The sequence below is a fragment of the Bacillus sp. FJAT-28004 genome (assembly GCF_001280845.1).
GTDB lineage: Bacteria > Bacillota > Bacilli > Paenibacillales > Paenibacillaceae > Pristimantibacillus.
Map to the genome: position 1 here is coordinate 1,842,273 of NZ_LGHP01000001.1, position 25,183 is coordinate 1,867,455.

Here is a 25,183-nt window from a genome sequence, read left to right on the forward strand (position 1 = left end):
TTTGACAATTGGCATAAAGAAGCATAAAATAATGCAATATGAATATCGGGCAATGATGGAGAAAGTAATCGTTTTAAGCGGACATGATTAGCGAGCTGGGGGAAGTGAAAGCCCAGACGGTCAAAACGATGAAAAGGCACTCCGGAGTCGTATGAAAGCAAAGAGGGTTTGCTCGTAAGGAGCTGACCAAGTAGGGTGGAACCGCGGGATTACAACTCTCGTCCCTACGTCTGGGAGCAGGCGTAGTGACGGGAGTTTTTTGCGTATAAACGCCTTTGCCTGCTTCGCATTAACAAGTAGAAAACAGAGGAAGAAGGAGAGGGTCAGTGATGAATTTTCAAAAAATGATTTTGACGCTGCAGCAATTCTGGGCTGAACAAAATTGTATTCTCGTACAGCCTTATGACGTTGAGAAGGGTGCAGGAACGATGAACCCAATGACGTTCTTACGTTCGATTGGTCCAGAGCCTTGGAATGTTGCTTATGTGGAGCCATCAAGGCGTCCAGCGGACGGTCGCTACGGTGAAAACCCGAACCGTCTTTATCAGCATCATCAATTCCAAGTTATTCTGAAGCCGTCGCCTGACAATATTCAGGAGCTTTATTTGGAAAGCTTGAAACAGCTAGGTATTGATGCCAAAGATCATGATATTCGTTTTGTTGAGGATAATTGGGAAGCACCGACGCTTGGCGCTTGGGGTTTAGGTTGGGAAGTTTGGCTGGACGGCATGGAAATTACGCAATTCACTTATTTCCAACAGGTTGGCGGAATTGATGCTAATCCTGTTGCAGTAGAAATCACATACGGTATGGAGCGTTTGGCTTCCTATATTCAACAAAAAGAGAATGTTTTCGATTTGGAATGGGTTGAAGGGGTAACTTACGGAGACGTCTTCAAACAACCAGAGTACGAGCATTCCAAATATACATTCGAGACTTCGGATACGGATATGTTGTTCTCCTTGTTTAACATGTACGAGCAAGAAGCTCAAAAAACGATGGGACATCATCTTGTATTTCCCGCTTATGATTATGTATTGAAATGCTCGCACACCTTTAACCAGCTCGACGCGCGCGGCGCAATCAGCGTAACCGAAAGAACGGGCTATATTACACGGGTAAGAAACTTAGCGCGTGCTTGCGCATCGACTTACTACGAGGAAAGAGAACGTCTTGGATTCCCGTTGCTGAAGAAAGGAGTGGAGCAGCATGACTAGAGATTTGTTGCTTGAAATCGGACTTGAGGAAGTGCCTGCTAGGTTCGTGCGCGGCGCGATGAACCAGTTGAAGGATAAAACGGTGAAGTGGCTTTCAGACTCGAGAATCGAGCACGGAGCGGTAAATGTTTATGCTACACCGCGTCGTATAGCCGTTCTTATCAAAGACGTAGCTGAGAAGCAGACCGATATGAATGAAGAAGCCAAAGGGCCTTCTCGTAAAATTGCACAAGATGATCAAGGTAACTGGAGTAAGGCAGCTCTAGGGTTTGCAAGAAGCCAAGGCGTAGAACCTGAGCAATTGTATTTCCAAGAGCTAGCTGGCGTAGAGTACGTATATGCGACCAAAAGCAGCATTGGTACAGATACCGCTGTGGTACTGCCGGACGGCTTGCTAACATTGATTACCTCGATGTCTTTCCCGAAAAATATGCGTTGGGGAAATCATGAGCTAAAGTTTGTAAGACCTATCCGGTGGCTCGTGGCGTTGTTCGGTCAAGAGGTTATTCCGTTTGAGATTACAGGAGTACAAACAGGAAATATTACGCGCGGACATCGTTTCCTTGGAAATGATACTACCGTGCAAGAGCCGGCTCAATACGTTGAGCGTCTGCGCGAGCAGCATGTTCTTGTAGATGTTAGTGAACGTGAGGAGCTGATTGTAGCTCAGATAGATCGTCTAGCCAAAGAAAAAGGCTGGGAAATTGCAATCAAAGAAGATTTGCTCGAAGAAGTTGTATTTCTAGTTGAATATCCAAACGTATTGTTTGGCGGTTTCGATCCAGCATTTCTACACATTCCGCAAGAGGTTCTTATTACTTCGATGCGTGAGCATCAGCGGTATTTCCCGGTCTTCAACAGCGAAGGCGAGCTGCTTCCTTTCTTCGTCACCGTTCGCAACGGAGATCTTAAATCGATTGAGCTTGTGGCCAAAGGAAATGAGAAGGTGCTGCGCGCTAGACTTTCGGATGCCAAGTTTTTTTATGAAGAAGATCATAAGCTGACGATTGAGCATGCTCTATCGAAGCTTGAGAATATCGTATACCACGAAGAATTAGGTACTGTAGCTGACAAAGTAAGACGAATTCGTGCGACAGCTGACCTTCTGAGCAAGCATCTGCTCATCGATGAGCAAACGTCCAGCGACATCAGCCGCTCTGCCGATATTTGTAAATTCGATCTCGTATCGCAAATGGTTTATGAATTTCCGGAGCTTCAAGGCATTATGGGGGAAGATTATGCTGTTAAAGCAGGAGAGCGCGGCTCAGTGGCGAAAGCCATTAATGAGCATTATCAGCCTCGATTTGCCGGCGATTTGGCACCTTCGGAATTAACGGGAGCTATTGTAAGCTTAGCCGACAAAATCGATACGATCGTAGGATGTTTCTCAATTGGCATTATCCCAACGGGTTCGCAGGATCCTTATGCGCTGCGTAGACAGGCAGCAGGTATCGTTCAAATTATTTTGGCGCACGGCTTGAAACTTCAGTTACATGATTTGTACGATGCAGCACTATCCGTTCATGAGAACCGCGGCCTTAAACGTAACGCTTCTGATATCCGCAAGGATTTATCTGATTTCTTTGCGCTCCGGGTTAAGAACGTATTGTCCGAGCAAGGCGTTCGTTATGATGTTGTAGATGCAGTTATGGCCTCAGGCTTTGCAGATTTGAAATCAACGATCGAGCGTGCAAGCGTCGTTCAAGCTTTAGCTGGTAGCAATGATCGCACAGAATTCAAGCTAACGGTGGAGCAGTTTAACCGTGTTAGCAACTTGGGCTCTAAAGCAACAGATGCTGCGGTTGATCCAGCTTTGTTCGCAGAGCAAGTCGAAACAGAGCTTTACGAAAAATGGCAGCAGCAGCGTCCGATCTTTAAAGCTGCGATTGATGAAGGTAATATTTCAAAAGCTGTTCAATCCTTATCTTCATTGAAACCATTTATTCATAGTTATTTTGAGAAGGTTATGGTCATGGCACCTGATGAGGCCGTTCGTGCGAATCGATTGTCAACGCTTGCCGGTATCGCTGAAGATATTGCGATTATCGCTGATTTCTCGAAGCTCGTTTGGTAATTGAGTCCGTAAGGAGGATGATAGATCATGTCTCGTTCTAATCCCGAAGTAATCGTATATGTCGTCTCCGATGCAGCTGGTGATACAGGGGAGCTTGTTGTACGCGCGGCAATCGCGCAATTTCATCCACTTCATACCGATATCCGCAGAGCCCCTTTTGTAACGGAAGAGGCAGGTCTATTGCGGATTATTGAGCAGGCCCAGCAAGCTGATGCAATCGTGATCTATACACTGGTTATTCCGCATCTTCGCGACAGCATGAAAAAGTTTGCGGAAGCTTATAGTGTTGATGCTATTGATCTTTTGGGATCTTTTATTGAAACGCTGGAGAAGCGGACTGGACGTAAATCCCGTCAGGAACCTGGTCTTAATCATGTGCTTGATGCCAATTATTTCAAGAAGGTTGATGCGGTCGAGTTTGCGGTAAAATATGATGACGCGAGAGATACATCTGGTGTACTGAAAGCTGATATTGTACTCGTGGGCGTATCACGAACGTCGAAAACGCCTTTATCGATGTACCTCGCGCATCAAAAGTTTAAAGTTGCGAATGTGCCGTTAGTCCCGGAGCTGAAACCGCCGGACGAATTGTTTAAGCTGCCAAAGCGCAAAGTAATTGGGCTTACAATAGGTGTTCCATACTTGAATACGATACGGAAAGAACGTCTTAAAGCACTCGGCTTACCAAATAATGCATCTTATGCGACTCCTGATCGTATAGAAAAGGAACTGCTTTATGCCGATACTATTATGAAGCAGCTAGGCTGTGTAGTTATTGATGTCTCACATCGAGCCGTTGAAGAGACAGCAAGCTTAATTATGGAATATGTACGATTGCCATAATGTCAAGCGGAAGGATTTTTTAGAGTTATGCCGTATATAATAGTATAGGATAAGAATTTGAAATCGAGCGGTGATTTTCTATTCGACAAGAAAAACCTACCATTGTGGTCGACGCGGATGCATGTCCGGTAAAAACGGAAATAGGCGAAACGGCAAGACTCTTTTCTGTTGGTGTGCTTATGGTTGCATCTCATGACCATCGGCTGGAGCCGCAGCCAGGCGTAGAAATTGTACAGGTCGATCGAAGCAATCAATCCGTCGATCTTTACATTGTGAACCATATTGCGCGTGGGGATATTGTCGTAACACAAGATTTTGGACTGGCATGCATAGCGATCGGCAAAGGCGCTGTCGTATTGTCTCCTCGCGGAGAGCAATACACCGATGAGAACATTGATTATTTGATGGAACGTAGACATGAGCTTGCAAAACGTCGTCGAACTGGAGGCAAAACAAGAGGTCCGAAAGCGATGAACAACGACGATCGTGCCCGGTTTCAACAAAAGTTGACAAAAGTTTTACGAAATGAGCAGGAGAACCATGACGTATAGCGAATATTATTTACGTGTTACTAGGATGAAGGTGATGAACGATGACATACGGTAATAAAATACCGGAAGAGGTCATTGATGCGGTTCGAAAGCATTATGACATCGTAGAGACGGTCGGGAAATATGTTCATCTCACGAAGCACGGCAAATATATGAAGGGGTTATGTCCGTTCCATTCGGAGAAGACTCCCTCTTTTACAGTAACGCCGGAGCTCCAAATTTACCATTGCTACGGCTGTGGCAAGGGCGGCAACGTTATACGTTTTTTTGAGGAGATGGAAGGATATTCGTTTCCTGAAGCCGTTCGAGTGCTGGCGCTGGATGCGGGAATGCCTGTAACCTGGGCTTCTCCTGATGGAGTGAAATCCACGCCGCATGACGCAGACCGAGCTAAGATCATTGAAGCGCATGAGCTGACGATTAAGTTGTATCATCATGTGCTGAATAACACAAAGCAAGGACAGACTGCAAAACAATATTTGCGGGATCGTGGACTCAGCGATAAGCTGATTGATCATTTTATGATTGGTTACGCCCCTGAGGAATGGGACTTGCTAGCTCGGTTTTTAACGAATCGTGGATTTGATCTGGCGTTAATGGAAAAAGGCGGATTGCTTTCGGCTAAATCTGACGGGAGTGGATATGTGGATCGGTTTCGTAATCGCATTATGTTTCCAATTTGGGATCGAGACGGCAAAGCTACCGCGTTTGCGGGTCGCATTATAGGCGAAGGACAGCCGAAATACTTGAATACCTCGGAAACGATGCTGTTTACGAAAAGCAGAACACTTTACAATCTGCACTATGCGCGGCCATCTATTCGTAAGAGTAAGCAAGTTGTATTGTTTGAAGGTTACATGGACGTCATTAAATCATGGAGCGCTGGCGTGAAAAATGGAATTGCGACGATGGGTACGGCATTAACTGAGGAACATTGCGCTATTTTAAAACGACAAGCCGAAGAAGTCATCGTTTGTTATGACGGTGATGACGCAGGACAAGCAGCAGCATTCAAATCAATTCCGATGCTTGAGAGCGCAGGCCTCAAAGTATCGGTGGCGATGCTTCCGAAAGGTAAGGATCCCGATGATTATATAAGCGAATACGGTCCGGAAGCCTTCTTGCGAGAGACGATGGATCAGCCGGTATCGGTAACAAAATTTAAGCTTATATATTCAAGGAAAAACCATATACTGCTAAAAGAAGAAGGTAGAAAGAACTATCTGCTTGAGGCGGTACAAATTGTTGCAGAGCTTGATTCGTCAACAGAACGCGAGGTCTACCTGAAGGAAATTTCACGAGAGTTCGAAATCTCCCTGGATGCTTTGAAACAGGACTGTCATCAAATTAGACAGGAGCTGCAAAAAAAGAAACCGCAAGGGGATAATAACGACAATTCGTGGAATAATGGTAGGAATGAAAAGCCCCGAAAGTCTGGACCGCCTACTCTTATGCCTGCTTACACACATGCAGAACGAAGGTTGCTGCACGTTATGATGCGGGATCGAGATGTAGCACAAACGGTTCATGATCGACTCGGTGATGCGTTTAATGTAGAGGATCACGCAGCTCTTGCTGCTTATTTATACGCTTATTTTGCTCAAGGCTATGATCCGGATGTAAGCCGCTTTATTGCAACGCTGCATGATGACCGATTAGAACGTACAGCAGCATCGATTTTGATGATGGACGGTGATTTTCCGTTCGATGATACGACGATGGACGCATATATCCATGACATTATTAAAGTTCCGCAGTATCGTGATATTGAACGCAAGAAAGAAGAGATGGTGCGTGCTGAGCGTACCGGAGATTTTTTGGCAGCAGCACAAATAGCAAGTGAGATTATAACCCTAGAGAGACAACTCAAAGGACGACAGGAAGATCGTTTCTAGGGGGGAGGGAGTCGGAATATGGCGAATGATCAACATACTGAACTAGATACCGAACAAAAATTGGATCATGTGAAGGATCAACTGATTGAACAAGGCAAGAAGAGGTCATCTTTGACGTATAAAGAAATTATGGATAAGTTGGCTCCGTTCGATCAAGACCCTGAACAAATTGATGAGTTTTTCGAACAGCTCGATGATTTTGGGATTGAGGTACTGAACGAAAACGATGAAGAAAATCCACTCGCAGCTCAAGGGGAAGAGCAAGAGCGCGAACAGGACGACTTTAACTTTGATGATGATCTTGCTTTGCCGCCGGGTATAAAAATTAATGACCCGGTACGTATGTATTTAAAAGAAATAGGCCGGGTTCCGCTTCTTTCTGCAGATGATGAGGTTGAGCTTGCACAGCGTATCGAGAATGGTGATGAGGAAGCAAAACGTAGACTTGCGGAAGCGAACCTGCGCCTTGTTGTTAGTATTGCAAAACGTTATGTAGGCAGAGGCATGTTGTTCCTTGATTTGATTCAAGAGGGCAATATGGGACTTATTAAAGCGGTTGAGAAGTTTGACCATCAGAAGGGCTTTAAGTTCAGTACTTATGCGACTTGGTGGATTCGTCAAGCGATTACTCGCGCAATTGCTGACCAAGCACGTACCATTCGTATTCCGGTTCATATGGTGGAAACGATTAACAAGCTGATTCGGGTATCTCGTCAATTGCTCCAAGAACTTGGACGCGAACCGACACCGGAGGAAATTGCTGCGGAGATGGAGCTTAGCACGGAGAAGGTTCGCGAGATCATGAAAATTGCTCAAGAACCAGTTTCTCTCGAAACTCCAATCGGGGAAGAAGATGATTCTCACCTCGGAGATTTCATTGAGGACCAAGAAGCGCTTGCCCCAGCTGATGCTGCTGCATACGAACTGCTTAAGGAACAACTGGAAGACGTGCTCGATACTTTGACTGAAAGAGAAGAAAATGTACTTCGTCTTCGCTTCGGACTTGATGATGGACGCACGAGAACGCTTGAGGAAGTCGGCAAAGTATTTGGTGTTACGCGTGAGCGTATTCGTCAAATCGAAGCTAAAGCACTACGCAAACTGCGTCATCCAAGCCGCAGCAAACGTTTGAAGGATTTCCTCGAATAAAAACTTGATGATTAGCATATAGACCTTTCTGCTCGTGCAGCGAGGTCTTTTTTCTAAAGTGGAAACCTCATACATAAGGACTTGTACAGCAGGTCGACACCGAAAGGATAACGGGATTTTATGAATCAGGATCGTCGGCAAATTATCGTGAAAGAAATTGATCATTGGCGGCGAAGCAAGCTGTTGCCTGATCAATATTGTGACTTTCTGCTGAATTTGTATGCTGATCAAGATACGATCCAAACAGCCAAAGAACAGCATCATACAGTAGGAAAAGCAATCGCCGCAGTACAACGGGCAACAGGCATGCAATGGCTTCTTACTTTTGGAACTTTTACCTTAATTTCCTTTGTTGTGCTTTATTTTAACGAATTTCATCTGTTATTGCAAATGGCTGTTGTGGTCGGCGCGGTGGCTGTTTTTTTGCGTACGGGGCAACGCCTTCGGAGTCGTAATGAGTCAGCTGGTTTAGCAATAACAAGTACTGGAATGCTCCTCCTGCTGGGCGGGGGATTGTATATGCTGAATGTACATGGTATCGATCAATGGGGCTGGAAAACGGGTTTACTTGCCTTTTGTTCGCTCTTTTGGGTTATTTACGGAATAAAGGCTCGCATTCCTGCACTGCATTTATGTGGCTGGCTGGCAGCTATTCTTGTTTATGCATGGCTGCTGTCACAATTTATGTTGGATTCTAAATGGTATGAGGTGCAGCTATACTGGCTGCCTATCGCTTGCTTGTTTGGCTGGAGCAGTTGGTTTGTACATCGCTGGTCAAAGCCGGTATCTGCAGTTCTTTTTGCAACTTGCGCACTCGTGTGGTTTATGCCCGAGCTATACTCGGTCATGTTTGTAGATGACGCGATTTTGTTGCAACTGCAGCTCATTGTCAAAATAGCAATTGGTGGCATAATATTATTTTCAATGCGAAAACAATGGATGGTGTGGGTTGTATAATGTTAAAACTATCAAGACGTCTGCAGAAGATTGCGGATTATGTAACTGTGGGCTCGCGTGTTGCTGATATCGGCTCCGATCATGCGATGCTTCCTGTCTATTTGCTTCAAATGGATAAATGCCCTACAGCGATTGCAGGGGAGCTGAATCGCGGTCCCTATGAGGCTGCGAAGAAGCAAGGTGCTGCTGCTGGACTTACCTCTCGTTTGACGGTTCGCCAAGGAGATGGTCTGAACGTGCTTCAGCCTGGTGAGGCTGACACGGTCACAATCGCCGGTATGGGCGGCAGCCTAATGAGCGATATTTTGGAGGCAGGTCATACGGCTGGTAAGCTAGAAGGGGTTATGGAGCTCGTATTGCAGCCTAATGTAGGTGAAGAGGTCGTACGGGAATGGCTTTTGAAGCATAATTGGTATTTGGCAGCAGAAAGCATTCTCGAAGAAGACGGCAAAATTTATGAGGTAATGCATGCCATTCGTGTATCCGATGCAAAAGCACGCAATAGTGAGCTATATGACGGCCGATTCTTGAAGCTTAATTTGGAAGCTGACAAGCTATTTGGTGTTTTGAAACAAATGGGACCATATTTACTTCGTGAGCCGCAGCCTGTTTTACTTAAAAAATGGCGTCATGAGCTGAACAAGCTTGAACGTATATGTGAACAGCTAGCTGGATCAGAGCTGGAAGAGTCATCCATAAAACGTGAGCAGTTTCTTGCGGAGATCAATGTGATTGAGGAGGTTTTGCAATGTTTGCCAATGGACAAACCGTGATCCAGTTAATGGAGCAGCTTGCGCCTAAACATTATGCGGTAGAAAACGATAAAATAGGCCTGCAGCTTGGCACATTAAATAAACCGATCAAGAAGATCCTGGTGGCATTGGATGTAACGGATGCAGTTGTTGATGAAGCGATCGAGCAAGGTGCTGAGCTCATCATTGCTCATCATGCTATCATTTATCGGCCGCTTGCCAAGCTGGATACATCGACAGCTGCGGGTCGCTTATATGAGAAGCTTATCAAAAACGACATTGCCGTTTATATATCACATACCAATCTTGATGTGGCAGACGGCGGCATTAATGATTGGCTAGCTGATCTGATTGGCATCGTGCCGGATACTCGTCAGTGTTTGGAGGAGGTGCATACGGATAAGCTTTACAAGCTTGTTGTATTCGTACCAGAGAGCCATCACGAGCAAGTTCTTGATGCGATTTGGCGCGCAGGAGCGGGTAAGATTGGCAGCTACAGCAATTGTAGCTTCAATATTAAAGGGACAGGGACTTTTATTCCTGGACCGGGAACGAGCCCGTTCATTGGCGTTGAAGGAAAGCTTGAGCATGCCGATGAGATACGAATTGAAACCATTGTACCTCACAGCGTTCATCGGAAAACCGTACAAGCTATGCTTAAAGCACATCCGTATGAAGAGGTAGCTTATGATTTATATTCGGTTGATTTAAAGGGCCGATCATTCGGTTTGGGACGTGTCGGCAAATTGGCTAATCCAATGACTCTTGGCGAGCTTGCAGAACAGGCGAAGCAAATATTCGATGTTCCATCAGTAAGAGTCGTAGGATCACTTGACCGAGTTATACGTAAAGCAGCTGTACTCGGAGGCGCAGGCGGGAAATATGTACGCCATGCTGTATTTTCCGGGGCGGATGTACTTGTTACTGGGGACATTGATTACCACACAGCACATGATGCGTTAGCTGCGGGAATGACGATCATCGACCCTGGTCATAACATCGAAAAGGTCATGAAGCATCAAGTTGCAGAGTGGCTGAACCAACAGCTTGTTGGCAGTAAATATGAAACATCGGCAATAGCTTCAACCTTGAATACAGAACCGTTTACTTTCGTATAGATTTACTATTTAAATATTGGTATTGCTTTCAGGGTTGAGCTTTTTCGAAATACCTTGTATACTTAACGATGCCACGGAAAGTTTGACAGACAATCGCTGGCGGCCTTGTTGCCGCGAGAGGAAAGTCCGGGCTCCGCAAGGCAGGATGCTGGATAACGTCCAGTCAGCGCGAGCTGAAGGATAGTGCCACAGAAATGGACCGCCGATGGCCGGCTTTTAGCCGGAACAGGTAAGGGTGGAACCGTGGTGTAAGAGACCACGAGGAGCATAGGTGACTACGTTCCTGGTAAACCCCATCTGGAGCAAGACCGAGAGGACGCCGCAGCCCCTAAGCTGCAGCCTTAGCCTGAGGCGCGTCCGGGTTGGTTGCTGGAGCCGTATAGCAATGTGCGGCCTAGATAGATGATTGTCGCTTCATCGTGGGAGGGTCGTTCCCGTTTGAACCACTAGAAGTACAGAACCCGGCTTACGACAAACTTTCCGCACGACTTTACACTTAAAACAAACAAAGAGCACCCATCGCATGAGATGGGTGCTTAATTGTGTTTACTGCGTTACTTCCCGTACTTATTCAAAATCCGGTCCAGTCTTCTTTTTACCTGATCCGGATAAGTTTGCAAGGCTCCACCATATTTTGAGGCAGCTTGCAGCGCTTTGTCTACATCGATTTCACCATATCCAAAATAATCATCTTTGCCTTTTGCACCTAGATCAATAGCCGATTTTCTCATAATCTCCATGACCTCAACGTTGGATAGCTCAGGATTGACAGATCGAATCAATCCGGCTAATGCTGCGACATGCGGACTTGCCATAGATGTGCCTGACAATGCCGCATATTGACTGCCAGGATACGTACTCGCGATACTGTCCCCAGGTGCAGCAACGTCTATATAATCTCCATAGTTAGAAAATGAAGCTTTCTCCTTGCTGCTGTTCGTAGCCGCAACAGCGAACACTTCCGGATATGCAGCAGGATATCCCGGCCGATCCGTGTTGTCATTGCCGCTAGCTGCGATCATAACGACGTCATGATCATAAGCGTACTTAATCGCATCATGAAGAAAATCAGCCTGCGCGTAGTTACCTAAGCTCATGTTAATAACTTTGGCACCATGGTCGACAGCCCAGATTATGCCTTGTGCGACGGAATAGGTGGAACCTGCGCCGCTGCTATCCAGAACTTTGACAGGCATAATTTTGTTATACCATGACAACCCGGCAACCCCTTCATTATTGTTAACTGTTGCGCCAATGATGCCAGATACATGCGTTCCATGACCAACATCATCATCCGGAGCCGCATTTTCATCTACAATATTTTTGCCTTTAGCAAGCTTGCCCTTCAAATCCGGATGATTGCTTTGCACTCCGGTATCAAGAACGGCAATAATGACTTTGTCATTGCCTTTGGATATGCCCCAACCTTTCTCCGTTTCAATCGATGGCAAATTCCACTGATACTCGGAGTAGAGAGCATCATTCGGGACAATTGCTGCTGAGGTCTCATTTGTCAGATATAAATAATGAGGCTCTGTATATTCGGTATTCCACGTTTGTTTGAAATATCGGACAAGCTGGTCAGTTTCAATATTCCGTGAGCGGAAAATAAATGTATCTCCGACCTGCTTAACCCATTCGGCATTAATATCACGTTTTACCCGTTCAAGCTCGTTGCTCGAAAGCGGTTTGACGAAATGCACAACAACATCACGAACATGATAGTGGCTGGCATTTCCGTTCTCCTCGCCGGTACGGACAGTTGTATCGATTGTTGAATTTGGCTTCACGGATTCAATCTTGTAATTTCCTTCAGCAGGATAAGGAACAAGTCTCAGATTGCGCATTTGATGCTGTTCAACGGATTTCAAAATATCTTGTTTAATGACACCAACAACACCGATACCGACGTGTTTGGAGTCCGGCACACCAAGCACCATGAAGCGGCTGCCATTTTTAGCAGTAAAAGTTGGAGATTCATACTTAGCGCCTTTGCTTACTTGTGTTTTGGCTTCCGATACATAAGACTTAACTTTCGCATCCTCAGTTTGTGGAAGAACACCTCGGTTAACACTGCGATTACCCGAAATCCAGCTAATATAAGCCATATGCGCATGCTCATGCATCATATGGTTTATTTGCTGATCCGCTTCATTTTTTGATCCCATGCTTGTACTCATCAGCTTCTGAAAATCTTTGGTGCATTCTGTGGAGCAAAGCATCGCTGTCGCTTTCATATCCGATTGCAGCGCAGCAATTTTGAGCGTGTGCTCGCGCTTTGCAGAAAAACTAGACGTTTGAGGTGGTTTTTTGACGTCTTTAGGGGCGAAAATAGGCGTCATTGGTATAAGTAGAGCAGCTAAGGCTAAAATTGTAAGGCCACCAATCCATTTTCTTTGCATGCCTGAAACCTCCATTGATCGTTCTAAATTAGCGCTAAGTCTAATCTATAGGTTCGGATTCCAAGGCTTAAAATATGCGAACGAAAGCGGTAATCGCCAGTACCACTTAAATGTAATTTGTGGTACGATAGTGATGATTGTAGTTTTTACGTGTGTTTGGATTATGAAAGGGGAACTACCTATATGCCAACTGCCAACGTCAAAGCACTAACGGAATCAACTCGCACAAAGCTAAAGGATGCGTTAAGCCAACTGGAACCGTTTCTGAACAACAATTCCTTGCCCCAATTAACCGGCGAAGATAATGGAGAAGAAGCACATACTTTTTACAAAGGCCTTTTATCCGATTTGAGACATTTATTGGTGTTTTCTGAAGTCTCGGTTGAAAAGCTGGGAGTATTGCTCAGACGGCCCAATTTCGATACAGATTATGCGGAACGCGTACTGTATGAGGTTTACCATCAATGCGTAAGCGCGTTTTTCTATCCGAAGAACGAATGTTATTCCGAAGATGGCCGTTATGCCTATACTGGCCAAGATGCGATTCGTTTCCGTTTTAAACCGAATCGTGATTCTCGTGGTATCGTACTTAGTGTTTCCAAGGTTTTTGAAGAACTGCGTGATGAGTTAGCGTATTACGAAAATGATTACATGACACAGCGTCGTATGCAAGGACAAAAATAAGGCAGAATGAATCACCTCCGGTCAGGGAAACTTGATAGTGGAGGTGATTTTTTTTATGCCAAAAGGCGTGTCTTGTAGTGTCGCTAACTGCAACTTCTGGAAAGAAGGCAATAATTGTGGAGCTAGTGAAATCAACATCGAAATCGATCAACATGCAGGCGCCCATTTTAATGAAGAATTTGCTGCAGATGACCTCGGACTATTTCATCAAGATCAAGCAGAGGAATCAAAGTCAACATGCTGCCTTACCTTTAAACCAAAGGAGTGAAGGTCGATGGGTAAATATGAAGACGATTATAATCAATTGTTGGATGATCGAGATCGATCTGAACGTACAAGCCATCCAGTTGTGGGGACGGACAGCTTGCTTGATGTAAATGAAGAAATGGCTGCTGACTTTGCAATCAGCAATCCAGTAGTGCATGCGGAGCGGAGAGATGACCGGTATGAGGATAGGGAAGAGCGGGTGAGTGCCCATTCGGGTGGTTACGCTCTTGGCTGGGTTTCGCTTGTGTTTGCAATTGCGTCTTGGTTTCTATGGCCAGTACTCATTGGTGCAACATCAGTGGTACTTGGTTTTATAGCATACCGACAAGGTGCACGCGGACTAGGCGGTTGGTCTATGGCGATCGGAGCTATTGCATTAATGTTAAATTTAATCATCGTACCTTTTTATTACGCGATAACCTAACCAAATAAAACAAAAAGCTCCATCCCGGCGTATCGGGATGGAGCTTTTTGTTTTATTTTAGAGCTTGCTCGCGATGCTTCTGTACCTCTACATTCAAAGCAAGCATCTCCCGATCCAGTAAATGAATCATATCGGCAGAGCCTTTGAGCTGCTGTTGTATATGTAGCGGAATTTGCTCATTAAATTTATAATAGATCTTATGTTCGAGACTAGCCCAGAAATCCATAGCGATCGTGCGAATTTGAATTTCAACGAGTACATTCTCTGTTCGATCAGTAAGAAAGACGGGTATTTCAATTAGCAAATGAATGCTCTGATAGCCATTTGGCTTTGGATTGATGACGTAGTCCTTGAGTTCGACGACACGTACATCGCTTTGCTTGCTTATCATATCGACGATTTGATAAATATCTGTAGAGAAGGAACAAATCACTCGTACACCAGCAATATCACGAATATGCTCTTTTGCATCCTCGAGTGTTATGGCGAGTCCTTTGCGCTGCAGCTTCTGCATCACACTCTCTGGCGCTTTGATTCTCGTCTTCATATGCTCGATCGGGTTGTAGTCATGAATGAATTGGAATTCTTCATTTAAAATGTTAAGTTTCGTTTCTACAGCATCGAGGGCAAATTTATAAGTTAGAAAAAAATGAGCCCATTGTTTTAATTCGTTCGTTTTCATTTGCAGATCACTCCTGATATAACAAATATATATATGTGATTTTAAGCTTGAACGGTTTCGACTTTGGCGATAATCGTTGTATTATTATAATGGTCGATATTATATGCCAAGTCAAATTTATAGCATGCTTAAAAGTCAACCGATAGGAGAGTTAACAATGATGATAGACATTCATAACGTTTCTTGGGAACAAAATAACAATAAAATTTTGGAACAAATAAACTGGAAAGTACTCGAAGGGGAGCATTGGTGCCTGCTTGGACTCAACGGATCTGGCAAAACAACATTGCTGAATATGATTAATGGCTATATATGGCCTTCTGAAGGCAGCATGTCTGTACTCGGAAAAAAATTCGGTGAATTTGATTTGCGCGAGCTCCGTAAAAGTATTGGCTGGGTTAGTACTTCACTGCAGGAAAAGTTTTATGGCTCAGAGACTGCACTGAAAATTGTACTTTGCGGCAAGTTTGCTACGATTGGTTTATATGATCATACCGATTCAGCTGACTTGATCCAAGCTGAAGAGCTAATGAGAACGCTCGGCTGTACAAGCTTAATGGAGCGTACATACAACACACTGTCGCAGGGTGAGAAGCAACGAGTGTTGATCGCCAGGGCGCTTATGGCTTCTCCTAAGCTTCTAATATTGGATGAGCCATGTACAGGTCTTGATGTGTTTGCCAGAGAGCAATTGCTGCAGATGATAGCGGCTGTGGCAGGCGAACGAGATGCTCCTACCATTATTTATGTGACCCACCATGTGGAAGAGATATTGCCTTGCTTTGCAAAAACGCTTTTAATTAAAGAGGGGAAGGTGTTTGCAGCGAGTGACACTTCTGATGTGCTAACTTCAGCGCTAATGAGTGAATTTTTTGCAGTACCTGTCGATATTGAGAAGCGGAATGGACGAAACTGGATTACTGTAAAGGGGGATTTATGGAATTAGTATTGCAAGAGCCGCAGCTGCAGCAGCCTCCTGAGCCTAATCGAAGGAAAAAAACAATGGCGTGGTTGCATGGCCGGTTTGCACTTAGGAATGAACGAGACCATTTTGTAGCGAGAGTGGCTACTGGCAGCACAGCACTTTTTGCATCGTTAGCGATGATTACAGCCGCACTCGGCATGCCAACTGGATTTGGTACGACGATTGATATCTTTATTTTTGTCATTTTGAATATCATTGCAATGAGCTTAGCAGCTAATTTGCTATCATTTCTATATAATGTATTGTATTTACCGATTCCTCGCAGGTTGGCGGCAGTATGGACATACGCTTCAATAGAGACGTACTTGATATTGTACTTTGCCGAGCTTGGCATTCTCATGTCGGTTGTCATTGCTCTAGCTTTTACGTTAACGGGGGCTGGTGCGGGTTCTTTGTTCGGCTACCTTTTAAAGCTGAAAATAAAGCCTTGGAGCAAGTCTATTCTTGTGCTGGGCGCAGCTTCAGCAGCAGCGGTAGGTTATGTGCTCGCTGATTGGCCGGGGACTGCTGCCACATCACAAAGTGCAGATGCCTCGCTGGACACTAGTTCCGGCATTGTTAACACAATTAATGCGCCTGACCCAGCAGAGAAAGGGAATTTCGCATTCCAGGCTTTCACGTATGGAAGCGGGCTAGACAAGCACAGAGTGATTTTTGGAGATGAGGTTGACGTTCACTCTACGGCAGTTGATGCATCTGACTATATTACGAAATGGTCAAAACTCAAAACAAAATTTTGGGGATTTGACGAAGATGAACTGCCCTTAAATGGCCGTGTATGGATGCCTGAGGGCCTTGGACCGTATCCAATCGCGCTTATTGTTCATGGGAATCATCTGATGGAGGATTTCTCTGATGGAGGATATGAGTATTTAGGAGAGCTGCTTGCTAGTCAAGGAATAATAGCCGTTTCTGTGGATGAGAATTTCTTGAACTACTCCGTTTGGTCAGGCATACCTAATAATGATATGAAGGTGCGAGCTTGGGTGCTTCTCAAGCATTTGCAGCAAATTAAAGAGTTGAATCAAGTAGAAGGCAATCCTTTTAGCGGACAAGTGGATTTAAATCGGGTTGCTTTAATTGGGCATTCACGCGGTGGTCAGGCTGTTGCAATGGCTGCGGATGCAGAGCGGTGGTTTAAAGACGATAAGACTTTAGAGAGTCTAAAGGATATTGTTATCGAATCCGTTGTCGCAATAGCCCCCACGGATAAGCAAGTAGATGATAAATCAGCTCGATTGTCGGATGTAAACTACTTGACGCTTCAAGGCGCAAGAGATGCGGATGTAAACAATTTTTATGGTGATCGACAGTACAGCAGAACGAAGTTCCAGGAGTCATCGGACAAATTTAAGGCAGCTCTTTATATTGCGGATGCCAATCACAGTCAATTTAATTCAGACTGGGGAAGAATGGATGAGCGCCCGCCGGGAGGTTTGTTTTTGAGTCGCAAGGAGTTGCTCGCGGCTAGTGAACAACGTCAAATTTCCAAAGTTTATGTATCGGCTTTCCTGCAAGCGACATTGCTTGAAGAAGGCAGCTACAAACAACTTTTCGAAGATTATCGGTCTGGGCTTGATTGGCTGCCAGATACAGCTTATTTCAATCGGTACGAAGCGTCGGAATTTACCGAAATTGCCAGGTACGATGATGGTAAGCAAAAAACAGCGCTTAAAGATGGCGGCAAGGCAAGTGTTACAGGAATGACAGAATGGAAGATTGCATCAGCAGAGGATCGCGATGGCAAGAACAAGGGAACAAAAGGAATCGAGCTTGAGTGGTCTGAGCCAGGGGCGGAGTATGCTTTGGAATTATCTCCAAAAACGAGCGATGAAGCCGCAGAACTTTCCGACGGCAATCTTGTATTTTCGATGGCAAATCTTGAACGTGATTTGATCGCGGCCGAAGATGAAGACAAAGGTGAAACGGCAAATGATGCGCTTAAGGTGAGTGAACCGCCGCCACTGCCAGTCATTGAGATTGAACTTACAACGACTGATGGTGAGAGCACGGAACTTGAGTTGGACGAGATAATGCCAGTGGCACCGCCAACATATACTGCATTTATGACGATACCTTGGCTGGAGGAGCGCATAAAAGATGAGAAATATAAGGAATCTTCAGAGCCTGTATTTCAAACCTATACGCTGCCGCTAGAGTTATTCAGTTCTGAAGCATTATCGATAAAAGCGGATGAAATTAGCCGTATAACGTTTCGTTTCGTCAATGGACCTGGAAAAGTGATGATTGATGATATCGGGTTCATGTCATAGAGAGCAAAAATAAAAGCGGGATGCCTGGCAGTTGGCATCCCGCTTTTACAACCTTATATGGATGAATAAATAACGTGCTTAGCCCTGATAGGCCTCAGCTCGATAGACTTTCCTTTTCTTCTTTAAAGGTAAAGCTTCTTGCAGCATATAAGAATGGTGTTGAACAAAGCGATACGATAAATTTAATGACGTAAGTCGATATGAAAATAGAGAGCCAAAGCTTGTTGTCGTAACCTGGTGCGCCTGCAAATGCAATTGTGCAAAAAATAAAGGTATCGACAAGCTGACTTACCATAGTACTCCCGTTATTGCGAATCCATAGCTGATTAGGAGCTGGACACAAACGCTTTAATGTCGAGTAAATTTTAACGTCCAAAAATTGGCTGACAAAATAAGCGCATAGGCTTGCTAGAGCAATTCTTGGCATGAGACCGAATAAAGTTTCCATAGCGCCTTGAACCTGCAGTGGAAAATCTTCATTTAACGGATTAAAAAGAAGCGCCATCTGCATAATAATGGTCGTAGTAATAAGCGTGAAAAATCCGAACCAAACAGCTCTTTTAGCAGCTTTTTCGCCATATTTTTCATTTAGAAGGTCTGAGGCTAAGTAAATAGTGCCATACATCGTATTGCCAAGCGTTATAGCAATAATCATCCCGAAGGCATGGATATCGATTGTTTTGACGACTTGAATATTGGCTAACACGGTAGCCATTCCAATCCAAGCGTAAATGCCAACCCGGCCAAAAAAGCGATACGAAAGTAGAAATAATGAAAAATGAACGAGCATGAAGATCGCGCCGAACCATAAATTAAACATGTTGCATGTTACCTCCTAGTTTTGATAACGCGGGAGTTTTCGAACCGCGAATTGCTTGACTGAGACTTGTTTTTCTGCCTTTGTCATTATAAACGCTTCTTAGGAGCTGAGCAATAACTTTTGATTGTTGTTTCAATTAGGCAGCAGAAGATGGTAAAATGGATGTCACGTTTTAAAACATGGTATGCCAAAGACTTGGTTAACCTTACTAATAGTTAAGGAGTGGTAAAGTGACTAATTCTAATGAACAACAGAAGCAAGAGCAGCAGCGTGTCAAAGACGTGACGGAAATCATCCGCACTCGGATAGAACAATTTAGCAATCAGCTTGGAGGTATGCGCGAGGATATCGTCGATATCCGTCGAAATTTCTGGGACGATGTAACGCTAAATTTTGAGGATGCGGCGGAATCAGCGGAGTCGCACGCAAGCATGAAGCAGCAAGCAGAGGTACTCTCTGAGCGTGAAAGAAGCCATCGCCATGCGGAGGAACAGCTTAAAACACTGTATAAGCTTGAGCATTCTCCATACTTCGGTAGAATTGACCTCCAAGAGGAGGGACAGCCCAAATCCGAGCCGATCTATTTAGGTGTAGGCTCCTTGCTTGATGAAAGCGGATATGAGTACCTCATTTATGATTGGCGCGCACCCGTATCAAGTCTGTATTATGATTATGGCCCAGGTCCGGTGCAGTATGAAACGCCAAGCGGCGTGATTAAAGGAGAAATGTCGCTTAAGCGTCAATTCATTATACGTGATGCTAAGATTCGCAGTATGTTCGATACTGGCGTCACGATCGGTGATGAGCTGCTTCAGGAAGTGTTAGGTAAGCAATCTGACGCCCAAATGAAAAGTATTGTAGCTACAATTCAGCGGGAGCAAAATCGCATTATCCGTAATGAACGTGCGAGGCTTCTGATCGTTCAAGGTGCTGCAGGAAGCGGGAAAACGTCAGCAGCGCTTCAAAGAGTTGCTTATTTACTTTATCGGTATCGTGGCTGGTTAAATGCGAATCAAATCGTATTATTTTCACCCAATCCGATGTTCAACAGTTACGTGGCAACCGTGTTGCCTGAACTTGGCGAGCAAAATATGCAGCAAACGACCTATCAGCAATATCTTGAGCACAGGCTGGGACAAACGTTTGCGCTTGAGGACCCTTTCTCACAAATGGAATATACGCTCGCCGCTGTTAAGGAGCAAGGTTATGAGGCTAGAATAGCTGCCATTACTTATAAATCAAGCAACTCTTTCATGCATTTGATCGATTATTACGTTGCAGAGCTTGGTCAATCGGGTCTAGCCTTTAAAGCAATCACGTTTAGAGGGCGGACATTAATTTCCGCAGCAACCATTTCGGAGCAATTTTATAGTTTGAATCGCTCATCTACCATTGGAAATCGGATACGTCTTACGGCAGAATGGATTCTTAAAGAGCTGACGAGACTAAGCCGCGAGGAGCGCGATCAGGACTGGGTTCAGGATCAGATCGAGCTGCTCAATCAAGAGGAATATGTGACGGCATTTGAAGATCTGGAACGCAAAAAACATTTTGCGGGAAATACATTTGATGATTTTGATGCAGAACGTGATTATTTAGCGGCTATGGTTGTGCAGAAGAAGTTTAAAAAGCTGCGCAGACGAGTGAAGCATTTATTGTTTTTGGATGTACCGACGATTTATAAACGCTTGTTTGAGGATCATGCTAATATGTTGGAACGCTTTAAAGCTAGCGATCATCAGTTGCCTGAAAAATGGAATGAAATTAGTGAGCAAACGATTGCAAAACTAAATAATAAAGAAATCTATTATGAGGATGCAACGCCGTATTTATATTTAAAGGAAAAGCTCGAAGGGTTTCAAACGAATACATTAGTTAAACATTTGTTTATTGATGAAGCGCAGGATTATTCGCCGTTCCAATATCATTATTTAAAGCGAATTTTTCCAAACTGCAAAATGACCGTGCTGGGTGATCTCAATCAGTCCATATTTGCACATGCTGTAACAGGAAATGGATTTGAGCCGTTATCGGAGCTTTATAGTGAGGAAGAAACGGAGAAAATTGTTCTAACAAGAAGTTATCGTTCGACCAAGCCGATTGTAACTTTCACGAGTCGGATGATTGAAGGCGGCGACCAAATAGAGGCATTCAACCGAGACGGTGCAGAGCCGACGATAACTAAAGTCTCAGGGGATATGGAGCTCGTAGAGAGCATACAGGAACAAATAAATCAGCTGGTACTAAGTGGTTATCACTCCATTGCAGTTATATGTAAAACGGCGGAAGAAAGCAAACGCATGCACGCGGCCTTGCAATCTTACCTTCCTAAGCTCCGCCTTGTAGAGAAAGAAACCGTTACGTTTGAGAAAGGGATCATCGTTATTCCTACTTATTTAGCAAAAGGCGTCGAGTTTGATGCTGTTGTAATCAGCAATGCAAGCAATGAATATTATTCACGTGAGAGTGAAAGGAAGTTGTTTTACACGGCGTGTACAAGAGCAATGCATGAGCTTCATCTTTTCCATACCGGAGAGCTCACGCCATTTATTAAATAGCATTATTTTGTAATTAGTATTACTTTCTAATCTCGGGCCAAATTTCATGAACAGCTATTTGAAGCTCCGAGGCGATCAGCTCTGCTGTAAGCCTATGGGGCTTCAAAATTTTTCCGTTTCGGAGCTTGGAAATCGTTTGAATGGAAATGCCGGTTGAAGAAGATAAATAACCGACCGTTATATCTCGTTTGGCCATCCATATTCGCAGCTTCATCGAAGCATCGATACTATCATCTACAGGACGCAGATCCCAGATGACAAACGCAAATTCCAGCACATCACCAAAGCCATCAATAATTGGCGTGAACGATACGGATAACTCAAATTCTATACCGTTTAACTTGCTTGTCTTAAGTGTTAAGCTTCGTTCTTTTTTACGCAGGTGAGCCTCTTGTATAATTTTCAAAATTCTCCCGTGATCCGTATCAGCTATGAATTGCAGCAGTGTTTCATCTTGCATTTGCTGGTTAGGCTCGATCTGAAAGGGAGCTAGTCTGTCCCTCAAAAAACGCACATGATGATTTCTGTCAATAATTCCGCTAATCAATACTTTATTTCTATCAGCTTGTTGCTGAATCCAATTGTAAGGCGATAAATCCTCGAATATGATGAAAGCATAACGAAAAGTATCATCACTGTTCCATGGTAAAGGTTGTAGATCAATTCGTACGGAAATTTTTCGTTTCAATTTCGTATAAATGATGACTTCACTTTTCATAACTGGCCTTGAAATGTTTATTTTATATTTTTGGAGCAAGTTGCTGCTTTTTTTGGATTGCAGCGCTTTGAGCGTATAACCAGACAACCTAAGAAAAGCTTGGTTCGCGTCCTCTATGCGTACCTCATGTTCGTTTTGGCCCAATAGAATCATAGGCTGATTCATCATTTGAAAAATTTTGCTATAAATCGACAATGCTGAACACTCCTCTTAAACCCATTGCATGACTCATAATCAAGTAAAAGTATAAAATAGTCGTTCCTAACAAACAAGTCAATGAATTTTACATTTTGAAACATGATTCAAAAGTGATTAATTAGTTTAATTAATTAAACTTGAACGCTGAAACGATACCTATATGGTGCATATAGTCATAAATTGAATCTAAATCGCCTGTAATTCTCCTATAGCAGGCTTTATTCTAATTCGGTTTCCCGATAATATGAAATCAGATAGCTCTTCTAAAGATAAATAGATAAAAGCACAGCAGGCTAACACACAGGGGAGACAGAATATGAACCATTGCATCATTGAAAACTGTAAAAAGCCAATCAAAGCCAAAGATTTATGTGCAATGCATCATCAACGATTACTACGGCACGGTGATCCCTATATTGTGAGACCTCGTAGAGTCAAACAAATTACATATTGCAAATGGATAAAATGCACCCAATTGTCAATAACGAAAGGTTTTTGTGCTAAGCATTATTACATACAAAGAACGCTTGCTCCAAAACAGGTGGAGGTCGATGTTACGTAATCTGACATTAACTAATTATAATTGTCGAAACTATGAAAATGACTGTGTTTTTTTTCAAAACCATGTATAATGTGGATAAAGTGATTCGGTTCAGATGATTATTGTACATGTCTTTAAGCATCCATCAGGGGGTGAAACCAAGAATGGTTCAAACGGCACCTATCGGATTAAACATTAAAGATTTATATTTATTCAACGAAGGAAATTCGTACCACAGTTACCGTTTTATGGGCGCTCATATTGTCAAAGTGGATGAAAAAAAAGGTGTTCGTTTTGCAGTTTGGGCACCTAATGCAGCAGAGGTTCGAGTTATTGGTAAATTCAATAAATGGAATGGCCTTCGTCATGTTATGGCAAAGATCGGTACAACAGGCGTTTTCAGCTTGTTTGTTCCTGGCATTGGTGAAGGAGAACTATACAAATATGAGATTGTTACTTTTGAAGGTAAAACGATTAGAAAGGCCGATCCATATGCTTTTTTTGCGGAGCGTCGACCTGAAACGGCATCCATTGTTACCGATTTAAAAGGTTACAAATGGGATGATGATGCATGGCAAAAGAAGAAGCGTGAGCTTCCTCCCTTCACCAACCCTTTACTCATCTATGAGGTACATGCCGGATCGTGGAAAATCAAGGGGAAAGAGGATTATTATACATATGAGGAACTAGCAGAAGACTTGATCCCGTATACAGCTGAAATGGGTTATACGCATATCGAGCTTATGCCGCTATCAGAGCATCCTTTAGATCAATCTTGGGGTTATCAGATAACAGGTTTCTATGCTGCAACGAGTCGTTACGGCACACCGAAGCAGTTGATGCGTTTTGTAGACAAATGTCATCAGTTTGGAATCGGTGTAATTTTGGATTGGGTACCTGGTCATTTCTGCAAAGATGACCATGGCTTGCGACTTTTTGACGGAACACCGATTTTTGAAGGAGCAGATGCGAACCGTGCGGAGAAACCGCTCTGGGGAACGCTGTCTTTCGATTTCGAGAAAAAAGAAGTTATCAGCTTTCTTATTTCAAATGCCATCTACTGGATGGATTTATATCATATTGATGGTTTGCGTGTTGATGCTGTTGCCAGCATGATTAATTTACATATGGACAAACCGCCGGAAATGCATACCTATAACTACCTAGGCGGCCCAGACAACTTAGATGCTCTCCGCTTCCTTAAGAAGCTCAATGAAACTGTGTTTCATTACTACCCCGATACTTTGATGCACGCAGAAGATTCTTCCGCATGGCCTGCTGTTACATCACCAACTTACAAAGGCGGCCTCGGATTTAATTTTAAATGGAATATGGGCTGGATGAACGATATGCTGCGCTATATGGCGCTGGATCCGGCCGAACGTTCGCATCACCATCATCTCATTACGTTTTCGCTCCTTTATGCTTTTTCAGAAAATTATGTTCTACCTCTATCACATGATGAAGTTGTACACGGCAAACGCTCACTGTTAAACAAAATGCCAGGAAGCTATGAAGAGAAATTCGCGCAGTTACGGTTGTTTTACGGATATTGGATTACGCATCCCGGGAAAAAGCTCTTGTTCATGGGCGGAGAATGGGGGCAGTTCGATGAATGGAAGGACGCCGACATGCTGGACTGGATGCTGCTTGAATACGATTTGCACCACAGCATGCACCGCTATGTGAAAACACTTAATCATATATATAAAGAACAGCCTTCGCTTTGGGAGAGAGATAGTGAAGCAGATTGCTTCGAATGGATTGATGTTCATAATGCAGCGCAATCCGTTATATCCTTTATCCGCCGCGGCAATCTCGATTTTTCTATCGTGGTTGTGAATTTTTCCAGGAATGATTATAAACAATTTCGTATTGGTGTTCCAGAGCCTGGTTCATACCGCTCTTTTATAAATAGCAGTGAGAAGCAATTTGGCGGTACGGAAACACAAGAACAGCAATGCTACAGCAGTGAAAACATCGCTTGGCACGGTCACAATCAAAGTATTACGCTTCACTTACCCCCCCTGGCATTCCAGATCTACAGCTTAGATCCGGGGAACACAATTTGAGAG

The 25,183-nt window shown here is 44.0% G+C and carries 20 protein-coding genes and 1 other RNA gene; 17 read left to right on the forward strand and 4 right to left on the reverse strand.

The window, feature by feature from the left end; genetic code table 11:
• The first annotated feature begins 329 nt into the window (after positions 1–329).
• The 10 genes from glyQ (at position 330) to rnpB (ending at position 11,040) form a co-directional block, all read left to right on the forward strand.
• Positions 330–1,217 carry a glycine--tRNA ligase subunit alpha gene (glyQ, locus tag AC787_RS07630; protein ID WP_054024228.1) on the forward strand — a complete coding sequence of 296 codons (888 nt, stop codon included), beginning with the start codon at positions 330–332 and terminating at the stop codon, positions 1,215–1,217.
• Positions 1,210–3,291, forward strand: a complete 2,082-nt coding sequence (gene glyS, locus AC787_RS07635) for a glycine--tRNA ligase subunit beta (RefSeq protein ID WP_054024229.1) — start codon at positions 1,210–1,212, stop codon at positions 3,289–3,291. The genes glyQ and glyS overlap by 8 nt, the downstream gene beginning before the upstream one ends.
• Before the next feature lie 27 nt (positions 3,292–3,318).
• Complete coding sequence (locus tag AC787_RS07640) at positions 3,319–4,134, forward strand: pyruvate, water dikinase regulatory protein (protein WP_054024230.1); 816 nt, start codon at positions 3,319–3,321, stop codon at positions 4,132–4,134.
• Positions 4,135–4,235: 101 nt separating this feature from the next.
• The gene (locus AC787_RS07645) at positions 4,236–4,685 is read left to right on the forward strand and encodes a YaiI/YqxD family protein (protein WP_054024231.1); all 450 of its coding nucleotides are present in this window, start codon (positions 4,236–4,238) and stop codon (positions 4,683–4,685) included.
• A 41-nt stretch (positions 4,686–4,726) separates the two neighbouring features.
• Positions 4,727–6,580 carry a DNA primase gene (gene dnaG / locus AC787_RS07650; protein ID WP_054024232.1) on the forward strand — a complete coding sequence of 618 codons (1,854 nt, stop codon included), beginning with the start codon at positions 4,727–4,729 and terminating at the stop codon, positions 6,578–6,580.
• 18 nt (positions 6,581–6,598) lie between these two features.
• Entirely contained in the window at positions 6,599–7,729 is a 1,131-nt protein-coding gene (rpoD, locus tag AC787_RS07655; RefSeq protein ID WP_053376806.1) for an RNA polymerase sigma factor RpoD, read from the forward strand.
• 120 nt (positions 7,730–7,849) lie between these two features.
• Positions 7,850–8,686, forward strand: a complete 837-nt coding sequence (locus AC787_RS07660; protein WP_054024233.1) for a hypothetical protein — start codon at positions 7,850–7,852, stop codon at positions 8,684–8,686.
• Positions 8,686–9,459, forward strand: a complete 774-nt coding sequence (locus AC787_RS07665; RefSeq protein ID WP_054024234.1) for a tRNA (adenine(22)-N(1))-methyltransferase — start codon at positions 8,686–8,688, stop codon at positions 9,457–9,459. Before AC787_RS07660 ends, AC787_RS07665 begins: the two co-directional genes overlap by 1 nt.
• Positions 9,435–10,556 carry a Nif3-like dinuclear metal center hexameric protein gene (locus tag AC787_RS07670; RefSeq protein ID WP_054024235.1) on the forward strand — a complete coding sequence of 374 codons (1,122 nt, stop codon included), beginning with the start codon at positions 9,435–9,437 and terminating at the stop codon, positions 10,554–10,556. The genes AC787_RS07665 and AC787_RS07670 overlap by 25 nt, the downstream gene beginning before the upstream one ends.
• Before the next feature lie 77 nt (positions 10,557–10,633).
• Positions 10,634–11,040, forward strand: an RNA gene (gene rnpB / locus AC787_RS22360) — RNase P RNA component class A.
• Between the two features lie 70 nt (positions 11,041–11,110).
• Here the strand turns inward: rnpB and AC787_RS07675 are convergent.
• Positions 11,111–12,958 (reverse strand): S8 family peptidase, encoded by a 1,848-nt coding sequence (locus AC787_RS07675; protein WP_054024236.1) that lies wholly within the window; start codon positions 12,956–12,958, stop codon positions 11,111–11,113.
• A gap of 183 nt (positions 12,959–13,141) precedes the next feature.
• Here AC787_RS07675 and AC787_RS07680 point away from each other — a divergent pair, with 183 nt between their 5' ends.
• From AC787_RS07680 to AC787_RS07690, 3 genes are read left to right on the forward strand one after another with little or no spacing between them, the layout of a single operon-like run.
• Entirely contained in the window at positions 13,142–13,642 is a 501-nt protein-coding gene (locus AC787_RS07680) for a YpuI family protein (protein WP_054024237.1), read from the forward strand.
• A gap of 55 nt (positions 13,643–13,697) precedes the next feature.
• On the forward strand, positions 13,698–13,910 hold the full coding sequence (locus AC787_RS07685; RefSeq protein ID WP_054024238.1) for a DUF1540 domain-containing protein: 213 nt from the start codon (positions 13,698–13,700) through the stop codon (positions 13,908–13,910).
• A 6-nt stretch (positions 13,911–13,916) separates the two neighbouring features.
• Positions 13,917–14,333, forward strand: coding sequence for a DUF4190 domain-containing protein (locus AC787_RS07690; protein WP_054024239.1), 417 nt, complete (start codon positions 13,917–13,919; stop codon positions 14,331–14,333).
• A 52-nt stretch (positions 14,334–14,385) separates the two neighbouring features.
• Here AC787_RS07690 and AC787_RS07695 read toward each other — a convergent pair whose 3' ends face one another.
• The gene (locus AC787_RS07695; protein ID WP_054024240.1) at positions 14,386–15,015 is read right to left on the reverse strand and encodes a GTP pyrophosphokinase family protein; all 630 of its coding nucleotides are present in this window, start codon (positions 15,013–15,015) and stop codon (positions 14,386–14,388) included.
• 157 nt (positions 15,016–15,172) lie between these two features.
• Here AC787_RS07695 and AC787_RS07700 point away from each other — a divergent pair, with 157 nt between their 5' ends.
• Both AC787_RS07700 and AC787_RS07705 read left to right on the forward strand, forming a co-directional pair.
• Positions 15,173–15,961 carry an ABC transporter ATP-binding protein gene (locus AC787_RS07700; RefSeq protein WP_200930705.1) on the forward strand — a complete coding sequence of 263 codons (789 nt, stop codon included), beginning with the start codon at positions 15,173–15,175 and terminating at the stop codon, positions 15,959–15,961.
• Positions 15,952–18,273, forward strand: coding sequence for an alpha/beta hydrolase family protein (locus tag AC787_RS07705; protein ID WP_054024241.1), 2,322 nt, complete (start codon positions 15,952–15,954; stop codon positions 18,271–18,273). Before AC787_RS07700 ends, AC787_RS07705 begins: the two co-directional genes overlap by 10 nt.
• Before the next feature lie 94 nt (positions 18,274–18,367).
• Here the strand turns inward: AC787_RS07705 and AC787_RS07710 are convergent, their stop codons facing one another.
• Positions 18,368–19,093, reverse strand: a complete 726-nt coding sequence (locus tag AC787_RS07710; RefSeq protein ID WP_054024242.1) for a queuosine precursor transporter — start codon at positions 19,091–19,093, stop codon at positions 18,368–18,370.
• A gap of 230 nt (positions 19,094–19,323) precedes the next feature.
• Here AC787_RS07710 and helD point away from each other — a divergent pair, with 230 nt between their 5' ends.
• Positions 19,324–21,651 (forward strand): RNA polymerase recycling motor HelD, encoded by a 2,328-nt coding sequence (gene helD, locus AC787_RS07715; RefSeq protein WP_054024243.1) that lies wholly within the window; start codon positions 19,324–19,326, stop codon positions 21,649–21,651.
• A 19-nt stretch (positions 21,652–21,670) separates the two neighbouring features.
• Here helD and AC787_RS07720 read toward each other — a convergent pair whose 3' ends face one another.
• Positions 21,671–22,564 carry a helix-turn-helix domain-containing protein gene (locus AC787_RS07720; RefSeq protein ID WP_054024244.1) on the reverse strand — a complete coding sequence of 298 codons (894 nt, stop codon included), beginning with the start codon at positions 22,562–22,564 and terminating at the stop codon, positions 21,671–21,673.
• Between the two features lie 708 nt (positions 22,565–23,272).
• Between AC787_RS07720 and glgB the strand changes: the two genes are divergently transcribed.
• Positions 23,273–25,180, forward strand: a complete 1,908-nt coding sequence (gene glgB, locus AC787_RS07730; protein WP_054024246.1) for a 1,4-alpha-glucan branching protein GlgB — start codon at positions 23,273–23,275, stop codon at positions 25,178–25,180.
• The last annotated feature ends 3 nt before the right edge of the window (positions 25,181–25,183 follow it).